This window comes from Parabacteroides gordonii MS-1 = DSM 23371 (assembly GCF_000969825.1).
Lineage (GTDB): Bacteria > Bacteroidota > Bacteroidia > Bacteroidales > Tannerellaceae > Parabacteroides > Parabacteroides gordonii.
Genome location: NZ_KQ033919.1, coordinates 2173862 through 2185986, shown reverse-complemented (window position 1 = coordinate 2185986; position 12125 = coordinate 2173862). Strand labels below are relative to the sequence as shown.

The following is a 12125-nucleotide window of genomic DNA, read 5'->3' as shown; positions in this document are numbered from 1 at the left end:
AGAATGAATTTTATGAAGAAGGTGTGGGCAGTTTTACTGCTTCTTATTGCTGCAGGCCAGATGTATGCCGACGAGGGTATGTGGGTTCTGAAGGAATTAAACAAACAGAATCTGGCGAGAATGCAGGAACTGGGATTTGTCCCGTCCTACAAGCAGCTTTACAGTGAAACTGACCCGTGTGTGGCCAACGCTGTTGTTATTTTTGGTGGCGGATGTACCGGTATTACCGTATCGGAAGAAGGATTGGTCTTTACCAATCACCATTGTGGTTTCGGTTCGATCCAGCAGTTGAGTAGTGTTGAGCATGATTATCTGAAAGATGGTTTTGTCTCTCAGAGTAAAGGCGATGAACTGCCTGTTCCGGGATTAAGCGTACGTTACCTGCGCGAAACAGTCGATGTAAGTGATCGTATTAACGGTGAAATCGCTAATATTGAGGAAGAGTATCTTCGTCTGGCCGCTGCCGATTCGATCGGACAGGTTATTTGTGATTCTATTGGTAATACGGAATTCCAGGCAGCCGATGTAGTGCCTTTCTATAATAATAACAAGTATTTCCTGGTTGTTTACGACGTATTCAACGACGTCCGTATGGTATTTGCTCCGCCCAGCTCCGTAGGTAAGTTCGGTGGTGATACCGACAACTGGATGTGGCCGCGTCACACAGGCGATTTCTCTGTTTTCCGTGTATATGCCGATGCAAATAACAAGCCAGCTGAATATAACAAGGATAACAAACCTTATAGTCCGAAGTATGTTGCCGAAGTGTCTCTTCAGGGATATCAGGATAAGGATTATGCTATGACGATCGGTTTTCCGGGAAGTACCGACCGTTATCTGTCTTCATGGGGTGTGAAACAACGTATCGAGGACAGTAACAAACCCCGTATCGATGTTCGTGGTGCTAAACAGGCTATCTGGAAAGAAGCGATGCAGGCCAGCGATGAAGTGCGTATCAAATATGCCTCTAAATATGCCGGTAGCTCCAACTACTGGAAAAACTCTATCGGTATGAACCGTGGTTTGGCTAATCTGAATGTACTGGATCGTAAGAAGGAGGAAGAAGCCGCTTTTGCTAAGTGGGTAGACCAGACTCCGGAACGTAAAGCGAAATACGGCGAAGTGTTGAGCCTGCTGGAAAAAGGCTATACTTCGACTGACGAATATAAGAATGTTTCGACCTATTTGATGGAAGCGTTTGTCAGCGGTACTGAAATCGTACGTCTGGCACGTATGGTGCAGAGTGTGGACATTAGCGGTTCTACTCCGGAAGAAATAGACTTGATTCTGGAAGATAAGATCAAACCGTTCTTTAAAGATTATGATGCGGCGCTCGATCAGAAGGTGCTGGCTGCCATGATGAAGGTAGCGAAAGAACGTGTCCCGGCTCAGTATCTTCCGGACATCTATAAGAAAGTGGATAAGAAATACAAAGGCAACTACGCCAAGTATGCGGCCGATGTCTTTAAAAAGACTTCCCTTTTGTCGTATGACAATATAGAGAAGATGCTGAAGAATCCGAAACTATATGCCAAGCTGAAGAAAGATCCGGCAGCGGAACTGAGTCTGTCTACATTGATCTCTCTGTTTGAATTGCAGCAATTGATGGGAGATGCCCATTACGATATTGAAAAAGGCGAACGTTTGTATTTCGCAGGCTTGAAGGAAATGTATCCTGACAAGGCGCTTTCTTCCGATGCAAACTTTACCATGCGTCTGAGTTACGGTTCCATCGGTGGTTACCGTCCGTACGATGCTGCTTGGTATGACTATTATTCAACAGAGAAAGGTATTCTTGAAAAGGAAAATCCGGAAGATGACGAATTCTGGGTACAACCAGAAATCCTCGATCTGATCCGTAGCAAAGACTTTGGCCAGTATGCCAACGAAAAGGGTGAATTGCAGCTTTGCTTCCTGTCGAACAACGACATCACAGGCGGTAACTCCGGTAGCCCTGTTTTCGACAAAAACGCCCGTTTGATCGGCCTTGCTTTCGATGGAAACTGGGAAGCCATGAGCGGTGACATCGCTTTCGAACCGGATCTGCAACGTTGTATTGCTGTCGATATCCGTTATGTGCTGTATATGATCGACAAATGGGGTAAATGCCCGCGTCTGATCGAAGAACTGAAACTGGTTAGATAATCTTTCAATAAGATACACAAGAAAGGCCTGGCGGATTTGTTCCGTCAGGCCTTTAACTTTTTAACTGTCCGTGAAATCCGTGCGTACGGCTTTCCTGCAATGACTGCCTACAATTCGTATATTTCTTTTATAGAAAGACCGGTACATTGAGCGATTGTTTCAATATTGACTCCCTGCTTTTTTAATTTAGCAGCAATAAGACGTTGTTCTTCAACCTTACCTTCAAGTTTTCCTTCTGCTTCCCCTTTTTTCAAACCTTTCCCTTCAGCCTCCTCCACTGCGTATTCCAGCGTATTGCGCCAGTCGCGATAAATTTTCAGGTTCTCATCGTAGACAGCCCGTTCGTGAGAAGTCATTGCGTCCAGATTGGCCACATCGAGCAGGCGTTTGAAGGCATCATTTTTCTCCTTAAACGGAGACATATCAAATAAATTCATATTCTTCAATATATAAACTATATTTTCAAGAGGCGTTTGACATTCCTCTTTGCTTAAATTGAACAGGTCAAACGAAAGATAAATCTGTTTCAGTTTGACCTCACCGAAAGCTTTACCTGTTGCTTCATTAGCCAGCACCACGTCCGTACGCCAGCTCTGAAATTCAGGTAGACTAAAGTTCAGCAGATAGATGCCATATACAGGAAGCAAGCTAAACTTCCAGTCAGAACCTATCTCTCCCTGACGGGAGACCATCCGACAAATATAATAAAACCCACGATTAAAGAAGTAACGTTGGGGGCAATTCTGCATTTCAAGCACAAATTTAGTTCCGTCCACATCTTCACAAAGAAGATCGAAGATCACTGTGCGCTGTTCTATTACTTCCGGTTGGATTTCTTTATCAAGATAGGTCAGGTCTTTCACCTGGCGCTCGCCTTCGAGTGCGGCATTGATAAAGTCGATGGCTACTTGCTTTTTACCGAATACGGTTTTAAAAGCCCGATCTAACATAATGTTTACGTACTTTTCCATATGTCAATGGTTTTATTGGTTTATTACCTAATAACAGGCAACGGAACAAATGTAGGTAATATTTTATACATTTCAATGTCTGAAGGCGTTTTTATGATTCAAATCTGTCAGTAAGTGAAACATTCAACCTAGCCCAAACCTTCCTCTTGATATCTTCAATCTTTTGCATTCATCTTTCAAATACATTATAAACATTGATAAATAATACATACAGATGACACCTATTGCTTTCACCGATGCTATATAGTAAGCCGAAAAAAAGACCGGTCTTTTAAAATCAAAAGTCCCTTCTTTTGAAATCAGAACTAAGGTCTTAACATTTCAAAACACCTGACCTTTAAAAACGGGTGCCTTTCCGTTTGTCATCCGGTGCCTATTCCTTTACCGTTCGATACCTATCCGTTTCTTTATAGATAGTATCTTATGTAGTATGTTTGACTTTTTTTAAAAAGATTAAAGCAATATCCTGTCATCATAATCTGCTATCTATCAATCGACTGAAAGCGATGACAGATGAAATGTAAAGGCTAAAACACTCTGTAGGAGACTGTTTTAGCCGATTGAGTAAGTGCCAGCACTACTGTGTTGTTCGTTTGGAACAGTAATGCCGGCAAGTTGGTACTACTGTTCCAAACGAACATGTTCTAATCGGAAACTGATGCCGAACGTTTCGTACGAACTGTTACATTGCCTTTTAAGCCTACGGACTCATTAGCCGTACCATTCAGCAGGACGCGCAGGTCGCATCTATCCTTGATCGCCGGGAATTCAACGGTGAAGTCTTCTTCTTTGTCTGTCGTTTTAGAGCCGATCAGTTGGCCGTTCAGCCAGATTTCGGCTTTCCCTGTCAGTTGTTTGAAGAGGATGCTTCCGCCTTCTTGCCGGTGAGCCTGGTAAGGATTGAATGTAGCACGTAAAATAACGAAGTTGGCATTCTCCAATTTGATCAGGTCGCCGCCGGAGATAGGCTGCCAACTGTTCATGTCGTTATCTGCTATCTGACGGGTGGCATCGGGCTTTTCGGTGGAAAGGGGAGAAGCTACCCATTTATTCAGCAACATCGGCGGGTTTTCAGCCGGAATGGACGGGACAGGGGCTACCTGGTCGGCGTTGATTGTGATGGTAGCCGGTTTTAATCCCGGTGTTGAGGCTGTCAGGGTGATTGGCCCCGAACCTTCCTTGCTCTGGATGATAACCTGGGCAAGACCATAGAACAAGCTGCGTTTATTCCCTTTTTCCGGTTCATGGCAGTTCGGATTACCATTTCCCAGACCGATGATTTCGGCAGGGCCTGTAACGGTGAATTCGATCATGTTATCGGCTGTCGGGACATGACGGCCTTTGGAGTCGACAACCTCAACGGTCACCGGCATAGCGTCCCGGCCATCACCTGCCAGGCTGTTACGGTAGGGTGTCAGGCGAACCTGTACAGGCTCTTTGGTCGTTTCTACCTTGGTACGTGAAACGATCTTTCCATTCTTGTAGCCGATAGCTTCCAGCTTGCCTGGTTTATAGGGGACAGACCAGGTATTCATTTCGTACGGGTCTACCGTTTGCTCGGAGATCTCTTTACCGTTCAGTAATAGTTTTACTTTGTCGGCATTGCTTAATGCCATTACCTTGATCGGCTTTCCGATGGAATCGGCCGGCCAGTTCCAATGAGGCACCAGTTCCAGGACAGGTTTGTCTTTTACCCATTGTGCCTGATGCAGGTGATAAGCCATTTTGGGGAATCCGCACAAGTCCATAATGCCGAAGAAAGAACTGACTGTAGGCCAGCGATGCGGAGTGGGTTCGCCATGATAATCGAATCCGGTCCAGTAGAAGCAACCGGCCATCCAGGGACGTTCCGCCACGGCTTTCCAGGCCCTGCGGTGGGTAGCTCCCCAGTCGGCACATTGTGTATCGTATGAGTCCATCAGGTTTTTCGACCGGTCTGTGACATATTCGCCCCGGATCATGAAAGCGGAACCGTCTTCAGTACTGGTTAGAGGCAGGTCCGGATTTTCTTCATGGAAACGATCATAACTTTCGATCTGATAGTTGAATCCACCGACATCTACGGCTTGCGATACATTATATTCGGAGAAGAATCCACCATTCATGGCAGCAGTGATGGGGCGTGTCGGGTCCATCTTCTTCACGACGTCGTACATGCGGCGTACCATTTCAACTCCGTTTTCGGTACCTTGCATCGGCTCTTCGTTGAATACCGACCAAAGGATTACACTCGGGCAGTTACGATCGCGTCGAATCTGCCATTCCAACTGCCGAACATATTCGGGGGATGTATTGAATAATCTGTTTTCATCCAGTAGCATGATCCCCATGCTGTCGCAGGCCGCCATAAATTCTTTGGCTACCGGGTTATGGGCAACGCGATAAGCATTAACCCCCATTTCCTTTAATTTGCGGAGACGGAATTCCCATAAGGCATCCGGAACAGCTACGCCTACTCCGGCATGGTCTTGATGATTACATACGCCTTTTATCTTAATATTCTCCCCATTCAGCCAGAAGCCAGTCTTGTTGTCGAAGCGGATGGTTCGGAAACCGCAGTTGGTTTCTGCTTTATCCATTGTAGTACCATTCTGTTTGACAACGGTTTTCACCTTGTAAAGTGCAGGGCTGTCCGGTGACCAAAGTTGAGGGTTTTCAACTGTCATCGACAATTTGGCAATCTCTTCTCCCAATGCTCCGACGGAGAGTTTTTGGGTTTGTGTGGTGATCGATTGGCCATCAGGAGCAAACAGAGACACTTCAACTTCACTATTTGCCGGAAGTTTACCTGAATTATATAAGGAAACTTCTACAGGTATCTCCCACTGGCTTTCTGTTTTCTTTATAGGGTTGGCAAATACGCCATCAGTAATGATATGCAGCGGCGAACGTTTTACCAACCAGGTATGCCGGTAGATACCGGCTCCTTCGTACCACCAGCCTTCCTGGGCATCCGCATCCACACGTACGGCAATGGTATTTACATCATCGCCATAAGTAGCATAGGGAGTAATATCAATATACATGGAAGTATAGCCGCACCAGTTACGATGCAGTACGGTTCCGTTTACCCAGATTGTTGCATGGGTAGCGATACCGTCAAACTGTATTTCCAGATGTTTTCCTTTATCTTCGGGAGACAATTTGAATTTACGACGGTACCAACCGAAACCACGATTGTAGTATCCTTGCGAGAGGTTGGCTTCCGGATCCACCTTTCCTTCAATCGCCCAGTCGTGAGGAAGGTCTACGATGCGCCAGGAAGAATCGTCGTAGTTCGGGGAAGCGGCTCCGCTCACATATCCGGCCTTGGCGTTCCGGTAAGTAGCGTTATGCCCTTTGATAACAGGGTAGGGAATATCTCCCAAATGGAAGCTCCAGCCTTTATCCAAAGACAGGACTTCGCGGGTGGTTACTTTTTCCTGTGCATAAGCCTGCAAAGAGAAGCTGATGCACAAAAGAAGTAGAAAACTTTTGAGTGTTGTCATAGTTTTTTGTTATAGATTTATTTGAATATAGACTCTATTACCTCTCCTGTCCAGGATAAGGGTTGTTTCACCTTGAACAGATGCAGGATAGTAGCAGCTGTGTTTACGGTATTGTTGGCTTCTGTTATTTTGAATCCTTTTTTTATTCGCGGCCCGGTGATACCCCAGGGTACGATCATTTCATCCGTGCTCACTCCGCCATGTCCGTAATTGATACCGCCATGATCGGTAAGGAACATGAAATGGGTGTCATTATATAATCCTTCCTGCTTCATTTTGTCAATGAATCGCCCGATCTCAACATCCGCTTCCTCGATGGATTTTATATATTCTGGGGACATCCATTTATATTTGTGCCCGGCATGGTCGGTATGGACGGAATAAAGAAAGACCAATGTCGGATGTTTCCGGTTCTCCTTCAGAAAGGAAAGAGCCTTTTCATAATTAGGCACATAAGCATCTTCTTCCAGGTAGCTTACTTCGTCCAGATACTGTTTATTATAGGGATAGAACAGATTGATCCAGTTATAATAAAATGCTGTTTTTACCTGCGGAAGTGCCTCTTTCAGTACTTTAAATACCGAAGGGTAGTAACCTTCGCTGTCACTTTCTATTGCAGGCAATATGAATTTGGAGATTTCCCAGCTATTATCCACGACACCGTGCTGTTCGGGGCCGCTTCCGGTCAGGTGACTTGTCCAGTTTGGCAAAGTGACCGAGGGCATAACCACACGGGTATCGAGCGAGAGTGAACCTTCAGCCAGTAATGCGTCCAGGTTGGGGGTTTTTGCTTTCAGAAATCCGTCAACGCAGATGCCATCGAGTGATATTAAAACGATGCGTTTTGCTGCAGATGCGTTTACTTTTGCTGTAATTGCCGTTACGGGTTGGGTAATAGATGCAGTGCCTAATGCAACAGCTCCTGCCAAACCTTTTTTGAAGAAGTTTCTTCTTGAGTTTTTCATATTATGTCGTGAGTATAAGTAAGAAGATTTGCTATCAAAGGTAGTGGAATATATTGTTCATAACTTCACTTCCTTAATGAAAAATGTACGCAAACCTTTGCGCTTTTTTATCTATTGTTTATTCCATTTCCAAGTTTCTCCTTCTTTTAAATCATCTGCCTGCAAATAATTACCGTTGTACCAGATACGGAATTTATTCCCTTGTAACGATTTAACGGAAGCGTCTACAATTTGTCCGTTTTCCCATTTCACAGCCACTTCAAATCCACCACGGGCTTTTAAGCCGGAGAACTCTCCTTTTTTCCAATCGGCAGGAAGGGAGGGAAGTAATTGAATGATATAACCTCCCTGATCGTACACATGACTCTGCAACAGCATTTCGGCTATACCGGCTGTGGTTCCGAAGTTGGCATCGATCTGGAAAGGCGGGCATATCGTGAAGAGGTTCGGGTTGATGCATTTCCCGATGACATCATCCAGATTTTCTTTTGCTTTTTCGGCCTGATGCAAGCGGGCGTACTGGCTGATTGCCCAGGCGGAACTCCAACCGACATACCCTCTGCGATGCTGAATGCGGTAATCCAGCGATTGGTTGGCTACCTCGACCAAGTCGGGAGTTTGCAGCATATTGATCTGCGATCCCGGATGGATAGCGAACAGATGGGAGATATGACGGTGACCGGGTTCTACCTCCGGGAATTCATCCGTCCATTCCATGATACGTCCGTCGGAACCAATTTTCGTACCTGCCAAACGTTTTTGGGCATCTACGACCTGACGGGTAAAGTCGTCATCGATGGATAATTCGTTGGAGATCATCGCGAAGTCATCAAATAGCTGCCAGATGGTTTGCTGGTCGTGAGCAGGTCCCATGCTGATTTGGCTATGGCTGCCGTCGGGAGCGACAAAGGTATTTTCCGGAGAAACAGCGGGGCCGGAAACCAACTCTTTGGTTGTCGGGTGCTCGGTCAACCAGTCCATGTAAAACTCAACCGCCCCTTTTAAGACCGGATAGGTCTTACGTAAAAAGTCCTTATCGCCCGTAAACCGGTAATGCTCGCCGATATGTTGGCAAATCCATGCCGGAGCACCGGTATGCATGCCCCAGGAAGCTGCTTCGCCCGGCGAAGTATATCCCCATACATTCGTGATAGGGTGTACTACCCATCCTTTCTTATTGTATTGGATTTGTGCTGTTTTCGTTCCCGGTTCAACCAACGATGCAATCAGGTCGAACATTGGCAGATGCATTTCCGACAAGTTGGTTACTTCGGCAGGCCAGTAATTCATTTCGATATTGACATCGGTATGATAGTCGCCGTTCCAGGCCGTCTGCAGCTTGTTCGCCCAGATGCCTTGCAGGTTGGCGGGCATAGTTCCCGGTCGTGACGACGCAATCAAGAGATAACGGCCGTATTGGAACATCTGTTCGTACAAGTGAGGGTCTATCGTCCCTTTTCGGGCGTTCTGTACCTTTACGTCGGTCGGGATCGTGTCGGGGGCATCGGTCAGCAACAGGTCGGCTCTTTGAAAATAATCGGCATATTCTTTTACATGCGCTTTGTAAAGCTGGTCGTATGATTTGCCGACGGCATTATTCAGGGATGCTTCGGTAATACCACGGAAATCGCGCCCTTTGTAGGAAGGGTATTCCATTTTGTAATCCGTTGAGGCGGTCAGGAAAAGCAATACCTCGTCGGCACCTTTTACGGTCAGTGTCGAATCGGAATAGGTGGCGGTACCATTTACCGGCACAGCTTTTAACCGCGTCATGTATTGGAGTCCGTCGCCCTCTTTGCCGTCCGAAAGAGCCCCTGCCATGATCAATTGCTCGTTTTCCGCATAGGTGGAATAACGTTCCGGGCGGTTCAACCGGCAAGTGAAAGAGAGTTGTTGCTTCTTATCTGCCGATAACCGCATGACCATCGCTTGGTCCGGGTGGCTGATAAAGATTTCACGTTTGAAACGGACTTCTCCTTGCTTGTAAGAAACCCGAGCTGTCGCATCGTTCAGATTCAAATCCCTTCGGTAGTCGGTGTAGGGTGATTTATTATCGAAGTCGATCCATAGGTCGCCCATGGTTTGGTAACATCCGAAAGGGACGTTGCAGCCTTGTCCGTGTCCAGAACCTTTTCCGGTACAGACTTGCGTGCGGTTCGTCAACTCTGTGGCTTCTTTGTATTTGCCTTCGAATAATAGCTGCTTGATCTTCTCCACATGCTTGGCTGCTTCCGGGTTATCGCAGTTCTGCATGCTTCCCGACCAGAGAGTCTCTTCATTCAGTTGGATGCGTTCCTTGTGTACATCCCCGAATACCATGGCTCCCAACGAGCCGTTGCCCAGGGGTAAAGCCTTCAGCCATTCCGGATCGTCTTTGTATCCCGTATAAGGATTGTCGGAGGCGGTGGCGTCGGCGGGGGTGTTATACCATAATGTTAATGGTGCATCCTGGTGTTTTACCGAGCAGGCGGTAAAACAGAGAGAAAAAATACCTATGGCAGATGCTACGCTTCTAAATTGTTTCTTCATAACTTATTAATTTTCTTATGGATATAATCAGGGAAACCCACCATTGCCTTTAATATTACTTCTGTATGAAGATAGTAAAATAAGGACTGTGTAAAATTAAAGAACAGAATTTTGTTATAGTTGATAAAATGAGGTGGAAATTTTGCATAATTCGGTATTATCAGAGTAATAATAGGCCTTTTATGGAGATAATAAATGTTTCTACCGGATAATTCAAAATGCTTACTGGTAAAACAGTAAGGGAAGTATGTCTTTTCTGTGATTTTTAGAAACACAAACTGCACTTCGAAAGTTGTACAAACAAACGAAATGCAGTTCATTCAGAGGTTCAGGTTTTGTTACTTTATTCTTATTGCGGACGGGGAACAACCATATAGTCTTTTTCCCACTCCAGATACCGTGCTACCATATCTTTTACCTTATCCGGATACTGGTCAGCCAGATTATGCATTTCACTGCGGTCTTCGTTCAGGTTGTACAGTTCCCAGCTTTTCGTACTGTTCGGCCAGACGATCTTCCAGCCTGAAGCATCGATCAAGGCTTTCTCGTTGAAATGCTCGAAGCATAATTCGTCATGCCCTTTACGTGTACCGGTTTTAAATATAGGGTTCAAGCTCTCGCCTGCCAAGGGAATTATCTTATGGCCGTTATATTCGGTGGGATATTTTGTACCGGAGATATCCAGGCAAGTTGCCATGATATCCATCACATGCCCCATTTGCGTATTAACACTTCCTTTCGGCTGCTTGATCCCTTTCGGCCAGTGGGCGATCATCGGGGTACAAATTCCTCCTTCATACGATTTCGCTTTCCAGAAACGGAATGGGGTATTGGCGGCATTCGCCCATCTTGCTCCGACTGAAGCATAACTCGTTTCCGGGCCGGGCATTACCTCTTTCTCTTTCGGATAAACAATCTTACGGCCATCGCGTGTTTCTGCCGGACGGTCGTTTTCCCCTTCCGAATAATTCTGACAGTCCTCGTTACTACAACCGTTGTCCGACATAAAGAGGATCAGGGTATTATCCAGCTGACCGTTCTTGCGGAGCGTCTCTATCACACGGCCGATCTCCTGATCCATACGGTCAACCATCGCTGCATGGACTGCCATCGCACGGGCATCCCATTCTTTGGTCGGGTTTTCTTCCCAGGAGTCGGTAAACTGGCGGGGAGATAGGAAATTGTCGGCATCACCGAACAGTTTCATCTCTTTCATCCGCTGGTAACGGGCTTCGCGGATAGCCTGCCAGCCGTCTTTATAGGTATCCTTATATTTTTCTATATCTTCAGGCAATGCATGCAACGGCCAGTGCGGACAGTGGAAAGCCAGGTACATAAAGAAAGGCTTATCGGTTTCCGCATATTTATTCACGTAGGCAACTGCCGTATCGGCCAGTGCGATCGTACTGTAATAATCATCCGGAACAGAATTCACCGGCTTATCTCCACTGATCAGGCTGAACGGGTCGAAATAATCCACCACTCCGTAGATCGTACCGTAACAATCCTGGAAACCACGGTTGATCGGATAGTTATCTTTGGGTGCAAATTCATCGTGCTGCACCTGGTGTGCCAGCCACTGACGCTGATCGGGACGCAAAGGTGTTTCCGCAATATGCCATTTACCGACCCAGGCTGTCTGGTAACCGTTTTCCTTCAGAGCTTCGGCGATGGTAACTCCGTTGTGTGTCATCGTACCGCGATAACCCGGCTGATTATCGTCGAAGGTCATACGTCCGATACCTGCCTGATGCTGGTAAAGCCCTGTCAACAACGATGCACGGGTCGGACAGCTCCGGCTTGTATTATAAAAATGGGTGAAGCGAAGCCCTTCTGCTGCCAGCTTATCCAGGTTGGGGGTATGGATCTCTCCACCATAACACCCAAGGTCGGAGAATCCCATATCATCCGCCAGGATCACCAGGATATTGGGTTTACTTTCTTTGTTATTTTCCTGTGCATTGCACGCGCTGGCCGAAAAGGCGAACGCTGCAATGGGTAATGTTTTAAATACAACTGTTTTCATG

Annotated in this window: 6 protein-coding genes; 1 reads left to right on the top strand and 5 read right to left on the bottom strand. The window is 46.3% G+C overall.

Annotated elements, in window-relative coordinates; translation table 11 throughout:
- Nucleotides 1–12: 12 nt before the first annotated feature.
- Nucleotides 13–2145: a dipeptidyl-peptidase Dpp7 gene (locus HMPREF1536_RS08610; RefSeq protein ID WP_369800847.1), complete on the top strand. Its 2133-nt coding sequence runs from the start codon at nucleotides 13–15 to the stop codon at nucleotides 2143–2145.
- 107 nt (nucleotides 2146–2252) lie between these two features.
- Here the strand turns inward: HMPREF1536_RS08610 and HMPREF1536_RS08605 are convergent, their stop codons facing one another.
- The 5 genes from HMPREF1536_RS08605 to HMPREF1536_RS08580 all read right to left on the bottom strand — a co-directional run bounded on the left by HMPREF1536_RS08605 (nucleotide 2253) and on the right by HMPREF1536_RS08580 (nucleotide 12124).
- Nucleotides 2253–3116, bottom strand: a complete 864-nt coding sequence (locus HMPREF1536_RS08605; protein ID WP_028728942.1) for an Rpn family recombination-promoting nuclease/putative transposase — start codon at nucleotides 3114–3116, stop codon at nucleotides 2253–2255.
- A gap of 644 nt (nucleotides 3117–3760) precedes the next feature.
- Entirely contained in the window at nucleotides 3761–6604 is a 2844-nt protein-coding gene (galA, locus tag HMPREF1536_RS08600) for a beta-galactosidase GalA (RefSeq protein WP_028728943.1), read from the bottom strand.
- A 17-nt stretch (nucleotides 6605–6621) separates the two neighbouring features.
- Nucleotides 6622–7569, bottom strand: coding sequence for an alkaline phosphatase family protein (locus HMPREF1536_RS08595; RefSeq protein ID WP_028728944.1), 948 nt, complete (start codon nucleotides 7567–7569; stop codon nucleotides 6622–6624).
- Nucleotides 7570–7680: 111 nt separating this feature from the next.
- Nucleotides 7681–10098, bottom strand: coding sequence for a glycoside hydrolase family 95 protein (locus HMPREF1536_RS08590; protein WP_028728945.1), 2418 nt, complete (start codon nucleotides 10096–10098; stop codon nucleotides 7681–7683).
- A gap of 349 nt (nucleotides 10099–10447) precedes the next feature.
- Nucleotides 10448–12124, bottom strand: a complete 1677-nt coding sequence (locus HMPREF1536_RS08580; RefSeq protein WP_046151784.1) for an arylsulfatase — start codon at nucleotides 12122–12124, stop codon at nucleotides 10448–10450.
- Nucleotide 12125 lies beyond the last annotated feature (1 nt).

Coding starts and splice junctions, on each gene's coding strand:
- HMPREF1536_RS08590 (WP_028728945.1), bottom strand. CDS start 10,098: ATGAAGAAACAATTTAGAAGCGTAGCATCTGCCATAGGTATTTTTTCT.
- HMPREF1536_RS08595 (WP_028728944.1), bottom strand. CDS start 7,569: ATGAAAAACTCAAGAAGAAACTTCTTCAAAAAAGGTTTGGCAGGAGCT.
- galA (WP_028728943.1), bottom strand. CDS start 6,604: ATGACAACACTCAAAAGTTTTCTACTTCTTTTGTGCATCAGCTTCTCT.
- HMPREF1536_RS08580 (WP_046151784.1), bottom strand. CDS start 12,124: ATGAAAACAGTTGTATTTAAAACATTACCCATTGCAGCGTTCGCCTTT.
- HMPREF1536_RS08610 (WP_369800847.1), top strand. CDS start 13: ATGAAGAAGGTGTGGGCAGTTTTACTGCTTCTTATTGCTGCAGGCCAG.
- HMPREF1536_RS08605 (WP_028728942.1), bottom strand. CDS start 3,116: ATGGAAAAGTACGTAAACATTATGTTAGATCGGGCTTTTAAAACCGTA.